Raw genomic sequence first — 21,260 nt, forward strand, 5'->3', positions numbered from 1 at the left:
GTGCCGGATCACGTGCCGGATCATGTGCCGGATCACGTGCCGGATCACGTGCCGGGCCTCGCGCCGGGTCACGTCGTGCGGGGGACGCCCCGGCCGGTGCTGCCCGCGCCCCATCCGATCCTGTCGTCGCCGGCCGAGCAGGTCGACCCCACCGCCCCTGCGGTCGTGACCGCCGCGGCCGACCTGCTCGCCACCCTCCGCCGCGAGCCCGCCATGATCGGGCTGGCGGCGCCGCAGATCGGCCTGAGCTGGCGCCTGATCGCCTTCGACGCCCGCCGCCACCCCCGAGCACGGTCCTGGGCAGGAGAGCTCGTCGTCGTCAATCCCCGCCTCGCGGAGGCCGCCCGCTGGGCCGGCGGGCGGGAGGGCTGCGCCTCGGTCGCGGACCTCGTCGCCGATGTGCGGCGTGCAACGCATATCACCGTACGTGGGCGTTTGCCAGGAAGCGGAGAGCCAGTCACCATCGAAGCTGACGCATTCGAAGCACGGTGTATTCAGCACCAACTGGACCATCTGGACGGCATACTCTTCCTGGACAGAGTGTCCGGAGCACTATCACTTCACCGCAGACTTCACAGTTGTGGCGGGTGATGCGAAGTTGTGCCCACCGGATGCATGGTCCGTTTCGTATGATTGCGGCGCCCCCGTAGCCCAATGGCAGAGGCAAACCCCTTAAAAGGGTTGCGGTGCGGGTTCGAATCCCGCCGGGGGCACCTGCTCTCTACCACGGGAAATACGCCGAATTTCGGCTTTACATCGGCGGGAACTTCCGCGGGGGGACGTACGTTGTTCCCCGTGCTGAAGTCTCGAAGCTACATAGATGTGAGCGCTGGTTGACCTAGGTGCCGCCCGGTCCCATAGGCTCGGCGCAGGAGGCAGCGATGCAGAGCAAGAACCCCGTATTCAGTAGGTCGCAGTCGGCGGGCTGGGGCAGCCAGACCCCGACTCCGCAGCAGTTGCAGAACATGTACGACTCCCCGTCGTACGCGCCGCCGGCGCAGCCCGCCTACCGCGCGATGACCATCGACGACGTGGTGGTCCGCGGCTTCATGACGCTGGGCACGCTGGTCGTGGCGGCGGCCGCGTCCTGGTACCTCGACGTGCCCGAGGCCGTGGCCATCGGCTCCGCCATCGTGGCCCTGGTCCTCGGCCTGATCGCCTCGTTCACGATGAGCACCAACCCGCTGCTCATCCTGAGCTACGCCGCCTTCCAGGGCGTTTTCCTCGGCGCCGTGAGCAGCGTGTTCGACGCGCAGATCAACGGCATCGTGGTCCAGGCGGTGCTCGCCACGGCCATGGCCTTCGCCGGCACACTCGCCGTCTACACGCTGCGGATCATCCGCGTCACCCCCAAGCTGGTCAAGTACGTGGTCGCCGCGGCGGTCGCGGCCCTCGGCCTGGTCCTGGTCAACCTGATCGCCGGCTTCTTCGTCGAGGGCGGCCTGGGCCTGCGCGACGGCGGACTGCTGGCCATCGTCTTCAGCGTGGCCATGATCCTGCTGGGCTGCTTCTTCCTGCTCCTCGACTTCGACTCGGTCGAGCAGGGCGTCAAGCAGGGCGCCCCGGAGAAGTTCGCCTGGCAGTGCGCCTTCGGTCTCACCCTGAGCCTGGTCTGGATCTACATCGAGATGCTCCGGCTCATCAGCTACTTCACCAGTAGCGACTGACGCCGCCGGCATGTGAGGGCCTCGCCGTTTCGGCGGGGCCCTCTCTTTGTGCGACCGGAAATCTACCTGCCGTGACAAAAGGATCGCACGCTGGGGTCTTGCCATTCGGCAAGTGGTGTTGCAGTGTCAAGCAAAGGACCTTAATCCGTGGAGGTGCCCATGTCCTTGAACCACTCACCGGAGACGCAGACGAAGCTGATCGCAAGAGTCCCGGCCATCACGGGACGCGAACTCCCAGAGTGGTTCCAAGCCATCGACAACGGCCCGGCCTTCCTGAGGTGCGCCGAGCGGGCCAACTGGCTTGCCGACGAGCACGGGCTCACACACGGCTACGCCGCCGCGATCGTTCACGAGCACGAGCGGTTCCGCCGTAACCGCATGGGCTTCATCTAGAGCCCCACCGCCTGACCTGCGCCCGTGCCGCGGCACGGGCGCAGCCATGACCCGGGGATGACGGCGGCACGGCGACCTCCTCCACGACGCCGGCCGTAGGATGATCTCCCTATGGATCTGGACAGAGCGCGGGACTTCCTCACCCGCAACCACCGAGCCGTCCTGCTGACCCGGCATGCCGACGGGCGGCCGCAGATGTCGCCGGTCACCGTCGGCGTCGACGCCGAGGGCCGCGCCATCATCAGCTCGCGGGAGACGGCGGTCAAGGTGCGCAACGCGCGCCGCGACCCGGACGTCGCCCTGTGCGTCTTCACCGACGCGTTCTTCGGCGAGTGGATCCAGGTCGAGGGCACGGCCGAGATCATCTCCCTGCCGGAGGCCATGGACCACCTGGTGTCCTACTACCGGGACATCTCCGGCGAGCATCCCGACTGGGACGACTACCGCGCGGCCATGGTCCGCGACCGGCGGGTGGTGCTGCGCATCACGCCGCGGCGGGCCGGGCCGGACTTCCACGGCTGAGCCCGGCCCGCCCGCCGGCGGGGCCCGATCTCAGCTCAGGCGCTCCAGGAGCAGCGCCATGCCCTGGCCGCCGCCCACGCACATGGTCTCCAGACCGATCGTCTTGTCGTGGTGCTGGAGGCTGTTGATCAGCGTCGAGGTGATGCGGGCGCCCGTCATGCCGAACGGGTGCCCGACCGCGATCGCGCCGCCGTTCACGTTCAGCCGGTCGAGGTCGATGCCCAGCTCGCGGTAGGACGGGATGACCTGGGCGGCGAACGCCTCGTTGATCTCGACCAGGTCGACGTCCTCGATCGCCATGCCGGCGCGGGCGAGGGCCTGCCGGCTCGCCTCGACCGGGCCCAGGCCCATGATCTCCGGCGACAGGCCGGAGACGCCGGTCGAGACGATCCTGGCCAGCGGGGTGATGCCGAGCTCCGCCGCCTTCGTGTCGCTCATCACGACCACCGCGGCCGCGCCGTCGTTCAGCGCGCAGCAGTTGCCCGCCGTCACCGTGCCGTCGGGCCGGAAGACCGGCTGCAGGGTCGAGACCTTCTCGTAGGTGGTCCCGGCGCGCGGGCCGTCGTCCTTGCTGACCACGGTGCCGTCGGGCAGTGTCACCGGCGTGATGTCCTTCTGCCAGAACCCGTCGGCGAGCGCCTTCTCGGCGAGGTTCTGCGACCGGACGCCGAACTCGTCCTGCTCCTGGCGGCTGACGCCCTTGAGCTGGGCGACGTTCTCGGCCGTCTGGCCCATGGCGATGTAGACGTCGGGCACCTGGTCGTCCTCGCGCGGGTCGTGCCAGGTCCTGCCGCCCTCGGCGTAGGACTTGGTCCTGGCCCCGGCCTCGCCGAAGACCGGGTTCATGGTGTCGGGCAGCGAGTCGGAGTTGCCCTTGGCGAACCGGGAGACGGCCTCGACGCCGGCGGAGACGAACACGTCGCCCTCACCGGCCTTGATCGCGTGGAACGCCATCCGGGTGGTCTGCAGCGACGAGGAGCAGTAGCGGGTGATGGTGGTGCCGGGCACGTCGTCCAGGCCCAGCATCACCGCGACCACGCGGCCCATGTTGTAGCCCTGCTCGCCGCCCGGCAGGCCGCAGCCGAGCATGATGTCGTCGATGGAGTGCGGGTCCAGCTGGGGCACCTTGGCCAGGGCCGCCTGGATCATCTGGACGGTCAGATCATCGGGGCGCATCTCCTTGAGCGACCCCTTGAAGGCCCGCCCGATGGGCGAGCGGGCGGTAGCGACGATGACAGCCTCGGGCATGGCCCCTCCTTTGTCGGCACAGTATTAGAACTATATTCCAATACTCGTCCGACGCCAGGACCCGCCCCCCGCCGTTCGCGAGAAGGCCCTCGGACGGGAGGGGGCCGGCGAGGACGGCAGCTCGCCGGACCCCTCCCGTGAGCCGCCCGCCGGACGCCCGGAAGGCGTCGCGGCGAGCGGGGTGTGCCGGGCCGATCCCCTGGAACCCGGCCTTTCTTCGGGAAGGTCAGCCGTACATCCCCGGAATGGACGCGGTGCCGTCGTGGACGGCGTGGACGCCGCCCTTCTCGTCGCGCCAGAGGCGCCAGCCGTCCTGGCTTCCGGTGAACCAGGAGGGCGGGGCGGACGCGGCCTGGACGCGCTTGCCCGTCGCCAGGTCGTACTCGCACACCGCGGCGACCGAGTAGAAGCCCGGCGCCTGCCCGCGCAGCGGCAGCGGCTTGGGGTCGGTCACGCAGAAGGACCACCCGCGCTGCTCCTCGACGGCCACCGGCTTGCCGCTGACCAGGTCGAAGGCGGCGCCCTCCTGGTCGTGCTTGAGGAAGCCGAGCCTGTCCATGCGGCCGGGGAACGCCAGCCACCATCCCGAGCCCGGCACGTCGGCCGCGGTGATCTGGCCGATCACGCGCCCGTTGCCGGCGTCGAGCCGGGCGAACCCGCCGTAGCCGCCGCGCTGGTCGACCGGCCGCACCACGGGGGCGTGGCCGGGGCTGCCGCTGGGGTAGACGCGCACCACCGAGGGCCGCATCCAGTTGACCGAGCCGTCGGTGATCTTGATGGAGAACAGGCCGAACGCCGAGGTCCGCTTCGTCTCCGGGTTGGTGTAGGGGGCGACGTAGCCGATCAGGTCGTCGCCGGTGGCGCCGAACGCCCAGCCGCCCGACAGGTCGATGCCCGGCCCCAGCGCCTGCTCGATCGGCTGCTGCCAGCGCAGTTTGCCGGTCTTGAGCTCGTACGACTCCAGCGTCGGGCTTTTGGCCAGCCGGAGCATCACGACCTGCTGGGAGTCGGACCACTCGACCTCGGCGAGGCCGGGCAGCTTCCAGAGCTGCGCGCCGGTGGCCGGGTCGAGGACGACCACGCGGGCCGAGGAGAGGGCGGTGTGCTCGGACAGGCACAGGTAGGGGCCGCAGCGCTGCGGGCCGAACGTCGAGTGGACCGGCCTGGTCCACTTCTGGCCGCCGGTGCGGGCGTCGCGGGCGATGACCGCGGCGTTCCAGCGGCCCTTCTTGGCCGGGTCGAGCGCGGCGACGACCGCCGAGCCGTCCGCCGTCTCGACCACGGCGGGGGCGGAGACGCCCATGCCGGGCAGGCGGCCCGCCATCGTGGCGGGGTGGGCCCAGAGCTTCGTGCCGTCGGACAGGCGGAGCGCGACGGTCTCAAGGGTGCCGTCGGGCTTCATGGAGGTGGTGGTGACCACCCCGCCGGCCGCGGACATCCGGCTGACCGCGTGGACGCCGGAGTTGTGCCAGGTCGGGTAGTCGCTGGTGGCGGCGTCGCTGCCGGAACAGGCGGCCAGGGTCAGGGTTCCGGCGAGGGCGAGGGTGAAGGGCCGGAGCACGGGCAAATCCCTCCAAAGGGACGGCGAGTGACGGCTCCGGCTCGGAGGGTGACCGGATCTAGGCGTCGTTGAGCTGCCCCCCGAGCCGACGACGGCGGAACAACACCGCCCACCTGCCGTGGGCGCCGGTTGACCGCCCGTCGACCTGAGTGGCTGACACCTGGGTGCCGGGCTCCTCCGCGGCCGTCGCCGCCGCAAGGTAGATCGGTTGCAGTCCTTCGCCGGGCTCGGGTCGTGGTTCGGGCCACAGCCCCAGCGCGGCGCATACAGAAGGTAGCACCGCGTAAGCGGACTGTGCGTAACCTCGGGCAGATGGATGGAAACGATCCGGTCCGAACATTTCGCCCGGGTTTGCGTGGAATTCCTGGCCCAGCAGACCGGCGAACGCCACCGTACGGCCGCCCGCCTCGACCACCGCGACCGTCTGCGCGGCGGCGATCTGGCGGCTCCAGCGGCGCGCCACCCAGCGCAGCGGCTGCGCGATCGGCCGGACCGTGCCCAGGTCGGGACAGGTCCCCACGACCACCTCCGCGCCCGCCTCGCGCAGCCGGCGCACCGCCTTGACCAGGTGGCGCACGGCGGTGGCGGGCGGCGTCCTGGTGATGACGTCGTTGGCGCCCACGAAGATCACGGCCACGTCCGGCACCATCGGCAGCGCCGCGTCCACCTGCTCGCCCAGCTCCGCGGACGGAGCGCCGGACTTGCCCACGACCCGCAGCTCCACCGGCCGCTCGGCCACGGCGGCGAGCCCGTAGGCGATCAGCACGCCGGGGGTCTTGCCCGGGTCGGTCATGCCCAGCCCGACCGAGGTGGAGTCACCCAGCATGGCCATCCTGATCGGCGGGCCGGGATAGTCGCCGTAGACGCCGTCGGACGGCGGCCCGTCCATGCCGTGCGGGGTGCCGATCGTGCGGCGGGCCAGCAGTCCCTCGGCGATCAGCAGCCCGTAGGCGGTGGCTCCGAGCGCGGTGAGCCCTCCGCCGCCGAGCGCCGCCGCCGCGGCTATCCTGCGCGCGGCCCGCGCCGCGCCCGCTGCCCACACCACTGCGTTGTCCCCCCATCCGACCTCGGCGGTAGCGTTTGGGTTGAAAGTAGCCGAGTGCCCGCCACCCTCACGGGTTCCCGGCCACGGATCGGCTGATCAAGCTTCGGCAAAGAAGGTGAACACCTCGGTGCGCGTACATGATTCCCTGGTCGAGCTCATTGGCAACACGCCGCTCGTCCGCCTGCACAAGGTCTCGACAGGGCTGCCCGCCCAGGTCCTCGCCAAGGTCGAGTACTTCAACCCTGGCGGTTCTGTGAAGGACCGCATCGCGGTCCGCATGGTCGAGGCGGCCGAGGCCGCCGGCAGGCTCAGGCCCGGCGGCGTCATCGTCGAGCCGACGTCCGGCAACACCGGCGTGGGCCTGGCCATCGTCGCCCAGCAGAGGGGCTACCGCTGCCTGTTCGTGGTGCCCGACAAGGTGGCGCAGGACAAGATCGCGGTGCTGCGGGCGTACGGGGCGGAGGTCGTGGTCTGCCCGACCGCGGTCGCGCCCGACCACCCCGAGTCCTACTACTCGGTGTCCGACCGGCTGGCCCGCGAGGTCCCGAACGCCTGGAAGCCTGATCAGTACTCCAACGTCGACAACCCCGAGTCCCACTACCACTCCACCGGCCCGGAGCTGTGGGAGCAGACCGAGGGGCGGATCACCCACTTCGTGGCCGGCGTCGGCACGGGCGGCACGATCAGCGGCACCGGCCGCTACCTCAAGGAGGTCTCCGGCGGCCGGGTGAAGATCATCGGGGCCGACCCCGAGGGGTCCGTCTACTCCGGCGGCTCCGGCCGCCCCTACCTGGTGGAGGGCGTCGGCGAGGACATCTGGCCCGACACCTACGACACCGGCATCTGCGACCAGATCATCGCGGTGTCCGACAAGGACTCCTTCAACATGACCCGCAGGCTGGCCCGCGAGGAAGGGCTGCTCGTCGGCGGCTCGTGCGGGATGGCCGTGGTGGCGGCGCTCCAGGTGGCGGCCGCGGCGGGGCCCGACGACGTGGTCGTGGTGCTGCTGCCCGACGGCGGCCGCGGCTACCTGTCCAAGATCTTCAACGACGACTGGATGGCCGACTACGGCTTCCTCACCACCTCCTCCGAGGAGGAGCTGGTGCGTGACGTGCTGGCCCGCAAGGGCGAAGGGCTGCCCGAGTTCGTGCACGCCCACCCGCACGAGTCCGTCGGCACGGCGATCTCCATCATGCGCGAGTACTCGGTCTCCCAGCTCCCCGTCATGAAGGAGGAGCCGCCGGTCATGGCCGCCGAGGTGGTGGGCTCGATCGTGGAGCGCGACCTGCTGGAGGCGCTCTACCGCGGCAAGCTCTCCTCGGAGGACCCGATCGGCGACCACATGTCGTCACCGCTGCCCATGATCGGCAGCGGCGAGCCGGTCTCGCGGGCCGTGGAGGCGCTGGAGAAGGCCGACGCCGCCGTGGTGCTGGAGGACGGCAAGCCCGCCGGGCTCATCACCCGGCAGGACCTGCTCGCCTTCCTGGCGAACCACTAGGGTTTCCTGATCGACTCGACCACGGTGCCGATGCCCTCGTCGCCGCGCCCCTCGGCGTCGGCTCGCGCGAACAGCCGGTGCAGGGCCTCCGGCACCGTGGTCTCCAGCCCGGCGTCGCGCAGTGTCTCCACCACGTGGCCCATGCCGACCGCCTGCATGTGCAGGCTGTTGTCGTCGCCCGGGTAGACGCCCGAGCCCAGCTCCTCGCCGAGGATCTTGATGTAGCCCATCGGGCCGTCGGAGGCCAGGCCGGCGTGGAGCTCCCGGACGAACGGCACCAGCGCGTCCGGCCGCACCCCCGCCGTCCCCAGCAGCGTGGCGGCGTACATGAAGCTCGTCAGCGACGACCAGAAGACGAACAGCTGGGCCTGGTAGAACATCATCGCCAGCCCGGGGTCCTCGCCCACGTACGTCACCGCCGACAGCGCCTCCAGCGTGCCCGCGTGCCGGTCGAGCGCCTCCTTGGGGCCGCTGTAGAACGTGTACGCGCCCGGCTGCCCGATCCCCGGCGGCGGCACCATGATGCCGGCGGTGATGAGCGTGCCGCCCCGCTCCTCCACCCACCGCGCCGCCTGCCGGAGCTCGGCGGGGGTGCCGGAGCTCAGGTTGACCACTGTCCTACCGTCCAGCCTCGCCTCGCCGAGGCTGTCGAACATCGCCTGGTAGCTGATCTGGCTGATCACCAGCAGCTCGCCCGTCACCGGCTCGGCCGCGCGCCTGGCGCCCTCGGCCACCAGCGGGTCCGCCTTGCTCGCGGTGCGGTTCCACACCGTCACGTCGTGGCCCGCCGCCAGGAACGTCCGGGCCATCGTCGATCCCATCGGCCCGAGGCCGATCACTGTCACATCGCTCATGGATTCACCCTGGGACGGGCCGCTTCGGAAATCCTTACGGTCCGCCACGGGTTGACCATGACGTGACGAGGATCGGGGTGCTGGGGCCGCTGGAGGTGTGCTCGGGCGGCGACGCGCCGCTGAGGGTGCCCGACCGCAAGGTGCGCCTGCTGCTGGCGGCCCTGGTGGCGCGGGGCGGCGGCCCGGTGCCGGTGGACCGCCTGATCGACGACCTGTGGGGCGATCGGCCGCCGCGCGACCCGGCCGGCACCCTCCAGGCCCGCGTCTCCCAGCTCCGCCGCGCCCTGGGCGCGCCGTCGCTGGTGGTTCACGGGCCGTCCGGTTACCGCCTGGACGGGGTGACGGTGGACGCGGACCTCTTCCTCACCCGGCTGGCCGCTCCGGCCGAGGGGGCGCGGGAGCGCGCCGGACGCCTCGCGGAGGCCCTCGCGCTGTGGCGCGGGCCCGCGTACGCCGACTTCGCCGACGAGGGGTTCGCCCGCCCCGAGATCACCCGCCTGGACGAGCGGCGGCTGGCCGCCCTGGAGGAGCTGGCCGAGCTGCGGCTGGTCCTCGGCGAGCCGGTCGACCTGGCCGCCCTCGTGGCCGAGCACCCGCTGCGCGAACGCCTCACCGCCCTGCACATGCGGGCGCTGTACCGGGACGGCCGGCAGGGCGAGGCCCTCGCGGTCTTCGCGGCCCTGCGCGAGCGGCTGGCCGGCGAGCTGGGTGTCGACCCCGCCCCCGAGGTGCGCGACCTGCACCGGGCCATCCTCCGTCAGGAACCCGGCCTGCTCGGGCGTCCGGTGCGCGACCGCCGGGACGCCACGGCGGGCAACCTGCCCGCGCCCGTCGCGGGGCTGATCGGCCGGGACGGCGAGGTCGCCGAGTTACGCGCCCTGCTGGGGGAGAGGCGGCTGGTGACGCTGGCCGGGCCCGGCGGCGTGGGCAAGACCAGGCTGGCCGTCGAGGTGGCGCACGGCCTGACCGGTCCGGGCGCGTACCCGGGCGGCGTGTGGCTGGTCGAGCTGATCGGCGCAGGGGACGTGGCCGAGGCGGTGGCGGGCGCGCTCGGCGTACGGGACGACGGGTCGGGGCCGCTGCTGCCCCGGCTGGCCCGCGCGCTGGCGGCCCGGCGCACGCTGCTGGTCCTCGACAACTGCGAGCACCTGGTGGACCGGGCGGCCGAGGTGGTCTCCGCGCTGCTCCGGGCCGTTCCCGGACTGACCGTGCTGGTCACCGGCCAGGAGCCGCTCGGGGTCAGGGGCGAGCACGTCAAGGTGCTGCCGCCGCTGGCGGAGGACGCGGCGGTGCGGCTGTTCACCGACCGGGCGGGGATCGAGCCGGGCCCGGCCGTGGCCGCCATCTGCCGGCGGCTCGACGGCATCCCGCTGGCGCTGGAGCTGGCCGCGACCCGGGTGCGGGCGCTCGGCGTCGAGGAGCTGGCCGCGCGCCTCGACGACCGGTTCCGGCTGCTGAGCGCGGGCGCCCGCGACGCGCCCGCCCGGCAGCGGACGCTGCGGGCGATGATCGACTGGAGCTGGGAGCTGCTGTCCGATCGCGAGCGGATCGTGCTGCGCCGGCTCGCCGCGCACGCCGACGGGTGCACGCTGGAGGCGGCCGAGGAGGTCTGCGCGGAGCCGGGCGTGGACGTGATGGACGTGCTGGCACGGCTCGTGCAGCGGTCGCTGGTCACTCCGGGGCCGCGCCACCGGCTGCTGGAGTCGGTGGCCGCCTACTGCGCCGAGCGGCTGCGGGAGGCGGGCGAGGACGACCTGGTCAGGGAGCGGCACGCGCGCTACTACACCCGGCTCGCCGAGCGGGCCGAGCTGCGCGGGCCGCGGCAGCGGGCCTGGCTGGAACGGCTGGACCAGGAGAGCGCCAACCTCCGGCGCGCGCTCGCCGGGCCCGAGCCGCTGCGGACGGCCGACGCGCTGGCCTGGTACTGGTTCCTGCGCGGCCGCCTGGGGGAGGCCCGCCGCTCGCTGACGGCGGCTCTCGCCTCGTCCGGGGCCGCCGCGGACCGGCACGAGCGGGCGCGGGCGGCCGTGTGGCTGTCCGGGATGACGCTGGCGATCGGGGAGCCCGCCAGGCCCGTCCCGTACGAGGACCTGGACGCGGCGGGGCGGGCGCTGGCGGACTGGTTCCCCACGCACGTGCGCTGGGCCTACGGGGACCTCGCCGCGCACGAGGAGGCGGCGGGCCGCGCGCTGCGGGCGTTCGAGGAGCTGGGCGACCGGTGGGGCGTGGCCGCGGCGCTGTCGTTGCGGTCCAAGCTGGCCGAGCGGCGCGGCGGCCTGGCGGAGATGCGCCGCGACGCCGAGCGGAGCTTGGCGATCTTCCGCGAGCTGGGCGACGGGTGGGGGCGGATCGAGGCGATGGACGGCCTGGACCGGCTGGCCCAGATGCGCGGCGACTACGCCGAGGCCGAGCGGCTTCGGCACGAGGCGCTCGAACTGGCCGAGGAACTGGGCTCCGAGGTCTCGTTCCGGCTGTCGGCCGTCGGGCGGCTCGCGCTGGTGACCGGGGACTACGCCCGCGCCGACGACTACCACGAGCGGGCCCGCCGGCTGGCGGTCGAGCAGTCGTACAAGTCGGCCGAGGAGCACGCCGAGCTGGGCCTGGCCATGAGCGCCCGGCGGCAGGGCCGCTACGAGCGCGCCGAGGAGCTGCTGCTGCGGTGGCTGGACTGGCTGAGCGAGGTGCGCGGCGCGCCGGGCACGGCCTTCTTCCTGGCGGAGCTGGGCTTCGTCGCCGAGCAGCGGGGCGACGCGGAGACGGCGCTGGCGCGGCACCGGAAGGGGTACGCCGCCGCTCTCGGCGATCCCCGGGCGGAGGCGCTCGCCCTGGAGGGCCTGGCGGGGGCGTACTCGCTGGCGGGTGACGCCGAGCGGGCCGCGAGGCTGCTGGGCAGGGCGGCGGCGCTCCGCGCGGCGGTCGGCACCCCGCTCCCGGACGGCGAGCGCCACGACGTCGGCCGGATCACGGCCAGGGCCCTCGCCGCCCTCGGCGAGGAGGCGTTCTCCCGGGCGTACGCGTCAGGAGAGAGGGAACTCGGCGATGACCTCCCAGGCGCCTTCCGGGGTGGGGCCGGCGTGCAGGCGGCCCCCGAGGGCCTCGACGCGCTCGGCCATGCCCACGAGGCCGAAGCCGCCGCCGAGACGGGCCAGGCGGGGGTCGGCGGGTGAGCCGTGGTCGCGCACCCGCAGCACCACCGCCGCGTCGTGACGCCGCAGGTCCGCCTCCACCCACGCGCTGCGCGGGGCGTGCTTGCGGATGTTGGTGAGGGCCTCCTGGAGCACCCGGTGCAGGGTCGTGAGCACCTCGGGCGGCAGGGTCCCGTCGCCGAGGCCGGAGCCGATCTCGAACGCCACCTTGGGCCCCTCCGCCGAGAACCGCTCGGTGAGCAGCCGCAGATCCGCCAGCGAGCTGCCGGGCGTGCGGGCCGCCTCCTCCGCGCGGAGCACCGTCACCATGCGGCGCATGGCGGTCAGCGCGTCGCCGCCCGCCGTGGCGATGGCGTCCAGCGCGGGCAGGACCGCCTCCGGCCTGGCCGCGGCGACCGTGCGCGCCGCCTGGGCCTGCACGACGATGCCGGTGATGTGGTGGGCCACCAGGTCGTGCAGCTCCCTGGCCAGCTCCAGCCGTTCGGCGCGCCGTACGGAGCGCACGGCCTCGTCGCGGCGCTCCTGCTGGAAGCGGAGGTAGCCGCCCACGCCCGCGACCGACGACCAGCCCGCGAACAGCAGGAACGAGAAGACCAGCGACTCGTCGGGGGAGGACCGCGCGATGGACTCGGCCATGAGCACGATCAGCCCGGCGACGGTCAGCATCGCCGCGTCCCTGACCGGCTCGACGTGACGCAGCACGCCCAGGACGAGGACCAGCAGCACGCCCGTCTCGGCGGCCCCCGGGACGCCGGTGGTCCCGCTCGCCCCCATGAGCAGCGACACGGCGAACGACAGGCACAGCATGACCGCGTACGTCTCGACCCGGGGACGGCGGCGGCGCAGGACGACCGCCGCGACGCCGGCCACGCCGCAGGCGAACACGAGCCACTGGAGGCCGCCTCCGCCGACGGCGACGGCGAGGTCGGCCAGGAGCAGCATGCCGAGCCAGCCCAGCATGGCGATCTCGCTCAGCCGCCGGATCCAGTAGACGACGCGTTTGGATTCCCCCACGCCACGAGAGTAGGCCGCAAGTCGGATATGTCGTATCCACCGTTCGGCCGAGTGGCCGGCCCGTGGATGGGCGGTTCAGCCGAGGCGGCGCGGCGCCCCGGCGCCCGATCCTGGACGTGCCGAGAAGGGGGCGAACGACATGGTGATGATCGGATTCGTGATGCTGGGCGCGGGGCTGCTCGTCGGGATGCTGCTGGCGCTGACCGACCCCGTGCTGCTCTCGCGGGTCAACGGCGAGATCCGCGGAGGACGGGAGCGCGGGCAGGGTCCGTTACCGTGGCGGTATGAGCAACGGTTTCGAAACCCTGGCGATCCACGCTGGTCAGGACCCAGACCCGGTGACCGGCGCGGTGGTGCCGCCGATCTACGCCACGTCGACTTATAAGCAGGACGGCGTGGGCGGCCTGCGGGGTGGCTATGAATACAGCCGGTCGGCCAACCCGACCAGGACCGCCCTGGAGGAGGCGCTGGCCGCGGTGGAGGGCGGGGTGCGCGGGCTCGCGTTCGCCTCCGGCCTGGCCGCCGAGGACGCCCTCCTGCGCGCGGTGTGCAAGCCGCAGGACCACGTGATCATCCCGAACGACGCGTACGGCGGCACCTACCGGCTGTTCGCCAAGGTCTACGAGCGGTGGGACCTGCACTTCGACCCGGTGCCGCTCGGCGACCTGGACGCGGTGGCCGCGGCGATGACCCAGAAGACGAAGGTCGTCTGGGTGGAGACGCCGACCAACCCGCTGCTCGGCGTCAACGACATCGCGGCGCTGGCCCAGCTCGCCCACGACAACGGCGCGCTGCTCGTGGTCGACAACACCTTCGCCTCGCCGTACCTCCAGCAGCCGATCGCGCTCGGCGCCGACGTGGTCGTGCACTCCACGACCAAGTACGTCGGCGGCCACTCCGACGTGGTGGGCGGCGCGCTGGTGGCCGCCGACCGAGGGCTGGGCGAGGAGCTCGCCTACCACCAGAACGCGATGGGCGCGGTGGCCGGGCCGTTCGACGCCTGGCTGACGCTGCGCGGGCTCAAGACGCTCGGGGTACGCATGGACCGCCACTGCGACAACGCCGAGCGGGTCGTCGACCTGCTGCTGGCGCACCCGCGGGTGACCCAGGTGCTCTACCCCGGGCTCGCCGAGCACCCCGGCCACGAGACCGCGGCCAAGCAGATGCGGCGCTTCGGCGGGATGGTGTCGTTCCGGGTCGCCGGAGGCGCGGAGGAGGCCGTCGCGGTGTGCGGCCGCACCGAGCTCTTCACGCTGGGGGAGTCGCTGGGCGGCGTCGAGTCGCTCATCGAGCACCCGGGACGGATGACGCACGCCTCGGCGGCCGGCTCCCCGCTGGAGGTGCCGGACGACCTGGTGCGCCTGTCGGTGGGCATCGAGACGGTCGACGACCTGCTCGCCGACCTCACCAAGGCGCTCGGCTGATCGTCAGAAGACGACCATCAGGACCAGGATCACCAGCCAGATCAGGGCCAGCAGGCCGCCGATGGCGGTGATCCTGGCCTTCTGGACCTGCGCGTCGTCTCCGGTGTCGGCGCTCTCCAGGGCCTTCACCGCGGCGTGCAGGTCGCGGTCGATGATGAACAGCAGCACGATCCCGACGAGGAACAACGTCATCGACGCGGACATGTACCACTGGCCGAGCAGCCCGCCGCCGAGGACGATGCCCAGGATCAGGCCGAAGACGAAGACGCCCAGCGACGCGAAGCCGTAGATCCGGATGGTGCGCGCGACGTTGCGCAGCACCGGCACGTTCTTGGCCCGGATGGCGCGGGGCGCGGTCATCATGGCGGCGGTCAGCGCGCCGAGAGTGAAGATCGCGAAGCCGATGTGCAGCAGAAGAAACAGGGTCGACATGCGGGAGAGACTAGTCCCCGGCGATCTCGGCAGGGCACTCGACACTCTCTTTGCTCCCAGGGGAGCAGCGCATGGTCAGCTCGGTGGTCGTGACGGCGACGATCATCAGCAGGATCAAAACAATCATGGCCAACATAAGATTCCCCTTCTTCCCCGCAAAGGGCGGGAATATCCCCCGTAATGACTAGATGTGAAGGACATGCCATCCGGTCGTCACAGGTAGGGTTGGTGACCGCTGCTTTTTTCTTACTCTCAGGGCACAAGGGGGTGCCGTCCGTGGCCATCAGGCATGTCGAGCCGTATTCGGACGAGTGGCTTCACCAGCCGAGCCGCTACGTGAGCCGGGTCGTCGACGAGCTCGGAGCCGAGGTCGCCGGATGGTGGGAAGGTCCCTGCGAGCCGCGCGAGGCCACGATCCGGCTCGCCGACGGCTCGGGGCTGGTGTGGGACGAGGAGAGCGGGTGGCGGCTGGGCCGCTTCCTCTCCGGCGAGGCGGGCCGCCGCACCGAGCTGACCGGAGTCCGCTACCTCGGCGGCGGGCTGGTCCCGCGGCCGGAGCGGGTGCCGGCGGCGCTCGCGGACGCCCGCGCGGGGCTGGGCTCCAGCACCGCCTGGCGGCCCTGCTACCGCTCGCACCGCAACTGCCGCGACGGCTTCGACGTGGCGCTCGACTACTACACGGCTAGTGCCGGCGGGCCCGGCGCACTTTCAGGAAGTCGCTGACGACGTACTCGCCCAGCCGGTCGGCGCTGGGGGAGAAGACGCGCCCGCCGTTGCGGCGGGCCACCTCGTCGACGAAGTCCTTGAGCCGCTCGTCGCCCGCCAGCATGAACACGTTGATCGTGGCCCGGCGCCGGGTCATCTTGTCGACCTCGGCCAGGGTCAGCTCAAGCGTCTCCGGCGACGGCGGCCACTCGAAGGCCGAATGGCCGTTGCGCAGCAGGTGGGCGGTCGGCTCCCCGTCGGTGACCACGAGCACCACCGGCTCGAAGTCGGGGTGACGGTCCAGGTGGCGGCCCGCGATGAGCAGCGCGTGGTGCAGGTTCGTGCCCTGCACCATGTCCCAGTCGAGGCCTGCCAGCTCGTCGGGCTGCAGCACCCTCGCGTAGTTGGAGAACCCGATGATCTGCACGGCGTCCTGCGGGAACTTGGACGCCACCAGCGCCTGCAGGGCGAGCGCGGTCTGCTTGGCCGCCGCCCACGTGCCGCGCAGCGCCATCGAGTACGACAGGTCGACCAGCAGGCAGACGGCCGCGGCGGTGCGCCGCTCGGTCTCGGCCACCTCGAAGTCGTCCACCGACAGCGCGACCGACGGGCTGCCGCCGGCGGTGCGCAGGCCGCCAGCGCGCACGCCGTTGACCAGCGTGCGCACCACGTCGATCGGCTGCTCGTCGCCGAACCGCCAGGGCCGTGACGAGCCGGTCAGCTCACCGGCCGAGCCGGCGTCGTGCTGGTCGTGGTCGCCCCGCCGGCCGGCGTCCAGCGAGGCGAACACCCGGCGCAGCGCGGTCTCGCCGAGCCGGCGCACCGCTTTGGGCGTCAGCTCCAGCTTGCCGCGGCGGCGCAGCAGGTAGCCCTGCTCCTCCAGCTCCCGTTCGACGCGCTTGAGCGCCTCCAGGTCGTCGACCGCCGAGCGGCCCAGGGCGCGCCGGATCGCGGCCTCGTCGATGTCGTCCAGCCGCGCCCCCGGGTAGTCCTGGCGCAGCGCCGACTCCAACCGGCTCAGGTCGGCCAGCTCCTCCAGGGCGGTGACGGCGTCGCCCATGCCCAGCGGGTCGTCCCCGGTCATCCGCTCGGTGGAGTCCCACGCCAGGTCGGGGCGCCGGGCGCGCAGCGCCTCGCCGAGCCGGCGCATCTGCTCCGACAGACCGGCCTGGTCGAGGGTCTGGGTCATCAGGTTGCCCAGCTCCTCGCGCTGGCGCGGGGTCAGCGAGGCCAGCATGCGCTGCGTGGCCGCGGCGCGGCGGGCCAGGACGTCGACCAGTTCGGCGAGGTCGCGCGGCTTCTCCGGGAACAGGTCGCCGTACTCGGCCATGAAGGCGTCGAAGTCCGCCTGGGTGTGCTCGCCCCTGGCGTCCTTGTCGAGCATGTCGTTGAGGTCCGTCATCATCCGGCGGACCCGTTCCATCGCCTCCGGGTCGGGGTCGGCCAGCGCGTCGCGCAGCCCCCTGAACTGGCTGTCGAGGACCTCGCGCCGCAGCAGGTCGCGCAGCTCCTCGAAGGTCCGGCGGGCCGCCGCCGAGCGCCACTCGTACGAGCTCAGCTGCTGGATGGCGTCGGCCGTGTCGTCCGGCAGCGAGTCGAGCTCGGCCTCGCGCGCCCTGGCCTCGTCGGACGGGTCGGGGAACAGCTCGGCCCGCTCCTGACCGACGGCCTTGTCCAGGAGCGCCCTGGCCCGCTCCAGCGTGCCGTCGAGCCGGCCGCCCTCGCGCAGCTCGCGGCGCCGCCGCCGCACCTCGCGCAGCATGTCGTCCAGGCCGCGGCGGTCGCGGGCCCCGGGCAGGCCCCGTTTGAGCAGGTCGCGCAGCGCGTGCACCGGGGTCGAGCCGGACAGGATGGCGTCGCCCATCTCGTCCAGCGCCGCCCGCACGTCGTACGGCGGCGCGAGGGGGTCCGGGCCGTCGTGGTACTCGCCATAGCGGTAGGCCATCACCCATCCACGCTAACTCGCACCGGGATGTCCGTCATGTCCGGTAGACGGTGACGCCGTCGAGGTCGTCCTTCGAGAGCCGGCGCATGAGGTAGAGGCCCTCCAGCGCGAACTCCAGCGCGGCGGCGGCGTGACCGGGCGACTCCTCGCCCGCGCCCATCCCCAGCCGAGACATGATCTTGGCCAGGCCCTGGACCGGCCCGATGCGGCGCAGCAGCTCTCCGGCCGGGACCAGCTCGCCCGACTCCACCTGGTTGCCCTCGGCGAACCGGTCGGTCAGCGCCGACAGGTCCATGCCCCCGAGACGGCTCCTGAAGGTCTCGGCGACGGCCCGGCGCAGCAGGTGGGCCAGGATCTCGGTCTCCCTGCCCTCCTCGCTGACCTCGAACTCCACCTTGCCGCGCAGGCTGTGGACGACCGGGGCCAGGTCGCAGACCCGGGTCACCGGCTGCTCCTCGCCGGCCAGCGCCGCCCTGCGCACGGCCGAGGCCGCGGCGGTCTCCGCGGCCGCGATCGAGAACCGGGCGGACACGCCCGACCGGGTGTCCACGGCCGTGGACTCGCGGACCAGGCGGGTGAAGCGGGCGATGGCCTCGATCAGGTGCTCGGGGACGTCCGCCCCGATGTCCGGGGTGGACTCCTGGCGGATGAGCGTCAGCTCGTCCTCGACCGACGTCGGGTAGTGGGTGCGGATCTCGGCGCCGAAGCGGTCCTTCAGCGGGGTGATGATCCGGCCCCGGTTGGTGTAGTCCTCGGGGTTGGCGCTGGCGATGAGCAGGATGTCCAGCGGCAGCCGCAGGTTGTAGCCGCGCACCTGGACGTCGCGCTCCTCCAGCACGTTGAGCAGCGACACCTGGATGCGCTCGGCCAGGTCGGGCAGCTCGTTGACGGAGAACACGCCGCGGTTGGTGCGCGGCACCAGGCCGTAGTGGACGGTCTCCGGGTCGCCGAGCCGGCGGCCCTCCGCGATCTTGATGGGGTCGATGTCGCCGATGAGGTCCCCGACGGAGGTGTCGGGGGTGGCGAGCTTCTCGCCGTAGCGCTCGTCCCGGTGCCTGTGGGCCACCGGCAGCTCGTCGCCGAGCTCGTCGGCCAGGGCCCGGCAGCGTCCGCAGACCGGCGCGTACGGGTGGTCGTTGATCTCGCACCCCTCGACGACCGGGGTCCACTCGTCGAGGAGGCCGACGACGGTGCGGATCAGCCGGGTCTTGCCCTGGCCGCGCTCACCGAGCAGGACCAGGTCGTGACCGGCGAGCAACGCCCGTTCGAGGTGGGGCAGGACAGTGTCGTCGAAGCCCACGATGCCCGGGAAACGGGGCTCGCCCGCCCGGAGCTTGGCCAGCAGGTTTTCGCGGACCTCGGCTTTGACGGTGCGATGAACGTGGCCGTTCTCTCGCAACTCGCGCAGATTACGAGGCAGATGCACGGGATCGAGACTACGTTGCCTGGAGGGAAAGCGGCAGAGAGTTTCGCATCTGGCGGAGATATCGGATCTCGACCATTACGTCACGTTTCGTATGCGTGCTCGCCCCTTTAGTGGGGAGAATCGGGCCTAGGGTAGTTGGACCAGGAGAGGGAGGCGAGACGCGTGGCAGTGATGACGAGCCGCTTCGCCGACGGCCTCGCCGTGGACTCCGACCTGGTGGGGGCCGCGGAGAGGGCCGTGAACCAGGCCCTGTCACGGCTCAGCGGGCAGGCCGACCTGGTCTGCTTCTTCATCTGCGGCGACGATCCCGACGACGTGGCGCGGGCCGGCGAGCGCGCGATGCGGATGGCGCCCGGAGCGCACGTCATCGGATGCAGCGCCACCGGAGTGATCGGCGGCGACACCGGGGTCGAGCTGACCCCGTCCGTGAGCGCCTGGGCGGCCACCCTGGAAGGCGCCGAGCTGACCACGTTCGCGCTGGAGACGCTCACCGCGGAGGACCGGTTCGTGGTGGTCGGCCTGCCCGAGCGCAGCCCCGACGACCACGTGGCGATCCTCCTGGCGGACCCGTACTCGTTCCCCGCCGACGCGTTCGTCGAGCGCTCCGTGGACGTGCTGGGCGACCTTCCGCTGGTCGGCGGGCTGGCCAACGGGGTGCAGGGACGGGGCTCGGTACGGCTCTTCGCCGACGGCGAGATCTACACCGAGGGCGCCATCGGCGTCCTGATCAGCGGATCCGTCAACGTGACCACCGTCGTCAGCCAGGGCTGCCGGCCGATCGGGCCCACCATGGTCGTCACCCGCGCCGAGGAGAACCTGCTGCTGGAGCTGGCCGGGCAACCGGCGCTGTCGCGGCTGGAGGACATCGTCACCGACCTGGACGAGGACGACCGCGAGCTGGTCGCCGCCGGACTGCAGATCGGGCTGGCCATGGACGAGTACGCCGAGCGGCACGAACGCGGCGACTTCCTGATCCGCGGCGTGATCGGCATCGACCCGGAGCGCGAGGCCGTGGCCATCGGCGACATCGTGGAGGTCGGCCGTACCGTGCGCTTCCAGGTGCGTGACGCGGCCACCGCCGACGAGGACCTCTACGACATGCTCGACGCGCACCGGCAGGAGCTGGGCCGGGTCGACGGGGCGCTGCTGTTCTCCTGCAACGGGCGCGGCTCGGCCATGTTCGGCAGCGCCGACCACGACCCGCTGGCGCTGCGCGACACGCTCGGGCCCATCGGGGTGGCGGGCTTCTTCGCGGCCGGCGAGGTGGGGCCGGTGGGCGGGCACAACCACGTGCACGGGTTCACCGCGTCGGTGCTGGTCTTCTCCTCGGCCGACACGTGATCCTCGCCGTCGACGTCGGCGGCACCAAGCTGGCGGCGGCCCGGGTCTCCCCGGACGGCGCGATCCTGGCGGCCAGGCGGGCGGCCACGCCCCAGGACGCCGCCGCCGAGACGCTCTGGCAGGCGCTGTGCGACCTGATCGACCCGCTCTCCGACGGGGTGACGGGCGTGGGCGCCGGGTGCGGCGGGCCCATGGCGTGGCCCTCCGGAGTGGTCTCGCCGCTCAACATCCCCGGCTGGCGCGGCTTCCCGCTGCGCGCCCGGCTCGCCGAGCGGTTTCCCGGCGTGCCGGTACGGGTCCACAACGACGCCATCTGCCTGGCGGTGGCCGAACACTGGCGCGGCGCCGGGCGGGGCGTGGCGGACATGCTGGGCATGGTGGTCTCGACCGGCGTCGGCGGCGGGCTCATCCTCGGCGGGCGGCTGGTCGACGGCGGCACCGGCAACGCCGGCCACATCGGGCACGTGGTGGTGGAGCCGGACGGCGGCCCGCCGTGCGGCTGCGGCGGCCACGGCTGCCTGGAGGCGGTCGCCCGCGGCCCCGCCCTGACCGCCTGGGCCCTCGCCCACGGCTGGACCCCGCGTGACCCCGGGCCCGGGCCGACCGGGGAGCGTGCGCCCGCTGGGCGGTTCGCGGTCGGTGAGGGCTATCGGGAGGAGCGGGCCGTCACCGGGCGGATGCTGGCGGCGGACGCGCTGGCCGGGGACGAGGTGGCCGTGGCCGCCATGCGCCGGGCGGGCCGGGCGCTCGGGATCGCCCTCGCCTCCGCCACCCACCTGTGCGACCTGGAACTGGTCACCATCGGCGGCGGCCTCTCCCAGGCCGGGGAGCCGCTGTTCGGCCCGCTGGAGGAAGCGCTGAGGGAGCACGCCCGGATGGGGTTCGCCCGCCGCCTGCGGGTGGCGCCGGCCTCGCTCGGCCAGGAGGCGGGGCTGATCGGCGCGGCCGCACTCGTTCTCGCGGGCGACACGTACGGAAAAATCCCTCTGTAACGCTCCAGGTCTCCCCGTCCAAGCAGGGGTGTGGACCGACGAAGGGA

At 72.6% G+C, this 21,260-nt stretch carries 17 protein-coding genes, 1 tRNA gene and 1 pseudogene; 11 read left to right on the forward strand and 8 right to left on the reverse strand.

Annotated features, from left to right (window positions below):
* The 5 genes from ACQEUU_RS30445 to ACQEUU_RS30465 all read left to right on the forward strand — a co-directional run bounded on the left by ACQEUU_RS30445 (nt 1) and on the right by ACQEUU_RS30465 (nt 2,582).
* A complete protein-coding gene (locus tag ACQEUU_RS30445) occupies nt 1-591 on the forward strand; it encodes a peptide deformylase (protein WP_433072531.1) in 591 nt (196 codons plus the stop codon).
* A gap of 49 nt (nt 592-640) precedes the next feature.
* Nucleotides 641-713: transfer RNA gene (locus tag ACQEUU_RS30450), tRNA-Leu, on the forward strand.
* A gap of 168 nt (nt 714-881) precedes the next feature.
* Nucleotides 882-1,667, forward strand: a complete 786-nt coding sequence (locus ACQEUU_RS30455) for a Bax inhibitor-1/YccA family protein (protein ID WP_433072532.1) — start codon at nt 882-884, stop codon at nt 1,665-1,667.
* Nucleotides 1,668-1,826: 159 nt separating this feature from the next.
* Nucleotides 1,827-2,060 (forward strand): DUF4287 domain-containing protein, encoded by a 234-nt coding sequence (locus ACQEUU_RS30460; protein WP_270157308.1) that lies wholly within the window; start codon nt 1,827-1,829, stop codon nt 2,058-2,060.
* A 111-nt stretch (nt 2,061-2,171) separates the two neighbouring features.
* Entirely contained in the window at nt 2,172-2,582 is a 411-nt protein-coding gene (locus ACQEUU_RS30465) for a PPOX class F420-dependent oxidoreductase (RefSeq protein WP_433072534.1), read from the forward strand.
* Nucleotides 2,583-2,612: 30 nt separating this feature from the next.
* On the opposite strand, the gene ACQEUU_RS30470 is transcribed toward ACQEUU_RS30465, so the two are convergent.
* The 3 genes from ACQEUU_RS30470 to ACQEUU_RS30480 form a co-directional block, all read right to left on the reverse strand.
* Entirely contained in the window at nt 2,613-3,830 is a 1,218-nt protein-coding gene (locus ACQEUU_RS30470; protein ID WP_433072535.1) for an acetyl-CoA C-acetyltransferase, read from the reverse strand.
* Between the two features lie 226 nt (nt 3,831-4,056).
* A complete protein-coding gene (locus ACQEUU_RS30475) occupies nt 4,057-5,391 on the reverse strand; it encodes a PQQ-binding-like beta-propeller repeat protein (RefSeq protein ID WP_433072536.1) in 1,335 nt (444 codons plus the stop codon).
* 58 nt (nt 5,392-5,449) lie between these two features.
* Nucleotides 5,450-6,436 carry an SGNH/GDSL hydrolase family protein gene (locus ACQEUU_RS30480; RefSeq protein ID WP_433072537.1) on the reverse strand — a complete coding sequence of 329 codons (987 nt, stop codon included), beginning with the start codon at nt 6,434-6,436 and terminating at the stop codon, nt 5,450-5,452.
* A 127-nt stretch (nt 6,437-6,563) separates the two neighbouring features.
* Here ACQEUU_RS30480 and ACQEUU_RS30485 point away from each other — a divergent pair, with 127 nt between their 5' ends.
* A complete protein-coding gene (locus tag ACQEUU_RS30485; protein WP_433072538.1) occupies nt 6,564-7,934 on the forward strand; it encodes a cystathionine beta-synthase in 1,371 nt (456 codons plus the stop codon).
* Here ACQEUU_RS30485 and ACQEUU_RS30490 read toward each other — a convergent pair.
* Entirely contained in the window at nt 7,931-8,788 is an 858-nt protein-coding gene (locus ACQEUU_RS30490; protein ID WP_433072539.1) for an NAD(P)-dependent oxidoreductase, read from the reverse strand. The two genes, ACQEUU_RS30485 and ACQEUU_RS30490, sit on opposite strands and share 4 nt — an antisense overlap.
* 62 nt (nt 8,789-8,850) lie before the next feature.
* Between ACQEUU_RS30490 and ACQEUU_RS30495 the strand changes: the two genes are divergently transcribed.
* Nucleotides 8,851-11,955, forward strand: coding sequence for a BTAD domain-containing putative transcriptional regulator (locus ACQEUU_RS30495; RefSeq protein ID WP_433072541.1), 3,105 nt, complete (start codon nt 8,851-8,853; stop codon nt 11,953-11,955).
* Here the strand turns inward: ACQEUU_RS30495 and ACQEUU_RS30500 are convergent.
* Nucleotides 11,872-12,894, reverse strand: a pseudogene (locus ACQEUU_RS30500) (sensor histidine kinase); the annotation flags it as partial. The gene ACQEUU_RS30495 and the pseudogene ACQEUU_RS30500 sit on opposite strands and share 84 nt — an antisense overlap.
* A 338-nt stretch (nt 12,895-13,232) precedes the next feature.
* Between ACQEUU_RS30500 and ACQEUU_RS30505 the strand changes: the two are divergent.
* Entirely contained in the window at nt 13,233-14,372 is a 1,140-nt protein-coding gene (locus tag ACQEUU_RS30505) for a cystathionine gamma-synthase (RefSeq protein ID WP_433072542.1), read from the forward strand.
* 3 nt (nt 14,373-14,375) lie between these two features.
* On the opposite strand, the gene ACQEUU_RS30510 is transcribed toward ACQEUU_RS30505, so the two are convergent.
* The gene (locus ACQEUU_RS30510; RefSeq protein WP_433072544.1) at nt 14,376-14,804 is read right to left on the reverse strand and encodes a hypothetical protein; all 429 of its coding nucleotides are present in this window, start codon (nt 14,802-14,804) and stop codon (nt 14,376-14,378) included.
* A gap of 276 nt (nt 14,805-15,080) precedes the next feature.
* Between ACQEUU_RS30510 and ACQEUU_RS30515 the strand changes: the two genes are divergently transcribed.
* The gene (locus ACQEUU_RS30515) at nt 15,081-15,527 is read left to right on the forward strand and encodes a DUF6292 family protein (RefSeq protein WP_433072545.1); all 447 of its coding nucleotides are present in this window, start codon (nt 15,081-15,083) and stop codon (nt 15,525-15,527) included.
* Here the strand turns inward: ACQEUU_RS30515 and ACQEUU_RS30520 are convergent.
* Both ACQEUU_RS30520 and ACQEUU_RS30525 read right to left on the reverse strand, forming a co-directional pair.
* Nucleotides 15,487-17,454, reverse strand: coding sequence for a vWA domain-containing protein (locus tag ACQEUU_RS30520; RefSeq protein ID WP_433072546.1), 1,968 nt, complete (start codon nt 17,452-17,454; stop codon nt 15,487-15,489). The genes ACQEUU_RS30515 and ACQEUU_RS30520 overlap by 41 nt on opposite strands.
* A gap of 34 nt (nt 17,455-17,488) precedes the next feature.
* On the reverse strand, nt 17,489-18,880 hold the full coding sequence (locus ACQEUU_RS30525) for a sigma 54-interacting transcriptional regulator (RefSeq protein WP_433072547.1): 1,392 nt from the start codon (nt 18,878-18,880) through the stop codon (nt 17,489-17,491).
* 171 nt (nt 18,881-19,051) lie between these two features.
* On the opposite strand from ACQEUU_RS30525, the gene ACQEUU_RS30530 reads away from it, so the two are divergent.
* Nucleotides 19,052-20,221 (forward strand): FIST signal transduction protein, encoded by a 1,170-nt coding sequence (locus tag ACQEUU_RS30530; protein WP_433074416.1) that lies wholly within the window; start codon nt 19,052-19,054, stop codon nt 20,219-20,221.
* Nucleotides 20,218-21,213, forward strand: a complete 996-nt coding sequence (locus ACQEUU_RS30535; protein ID WP_433072548.1) for an ROK family protein — start codon at nt 20,218-20,220, stop codon at nt 21,211-21,213. The genes ACQEUU_RS30530 and ACQEUU_RS30535 overlap by 4 nt, the downstream gene beginning before the upstream one ends.
* The last annotated feature ends 47 nt before the right edge of the window (nt 21,214-21,260 follow it).

The sequence above is a fragment of the Nonomuraea sp. CA-218870 genome (genome assembly GCF_050936535.1).
Taxonomy (GTDB): Bacteria; Actinomycetota; Actinomycetes; order Streptosporangiales; family Streptosporangiaceae; genus Nonomuraea; species Nonomuraea corallina.

Coding starts and splice junctions, on each gene's coding strand:
- ACQEUU_RS30455 (WP_433072532.1), top strand. CDS start 882: ATGCAGAGCAAGAACCCCGTATTCAGTAGGTCGCAGTCGGCGGGCTGG.
- ACQEUU_RS30460 (WP_270157308.1), top strand. CDS start 1,827: ATGTCCTTGAACCACTCACCGGAGACGCAGACGAAGCTGATCGCAAGA.
- ACQEUU_RS30465 (WP_433072534.1), top strand. CDS start 2,172: ATGGATCTGGACAGAGCGCGGGACTTCCTCACCCGCAACCACCGAGCC.
- ACQEUU_RS30470 (WP_433072535.1), bottom strand. CDS start 3,830: ATGCCCGAGGCTGTCATCGTCGCTACCGCCCGCTCGCCCATCGGGCGG.
- ACQEUU_RS30490 (WP_433072539.1), bottom strand. CDS start 8,788: ATGAGCGATGTGACAGTGATCGGCCTCGGGCCGATGGGATCGACGATG.
- ACQEUU_RS30505 (WP_433072542.1), top strand. CDS start 13,233: ATGAGCAACGGTTTCGAAACCCTGGCGATCCACGCTGGTCAGGACCCA.
- ACQEUU_RS30510 (WP_433072544.1), bottom strand. CDS start 14,804: ATGTCGACCCTGTTTCTTCTGCTGCACATCGGCTTCGCGATCTTCACT.
- ACQEUU_RS30520 (WP_433072546.1), bottom strand. CDS start 17,454: ATGGCCTACCGCTATGGCGAGTACCACGACGGCCCGGACCCCCTCGCG.
- ACQEUU_RS30530 (WP_433074416.1), top strand. CDS start 19,052: ATGACGAGCCGCTTCGCCGACGGCCTCGCCGTGGACTCCGACCTGGTG.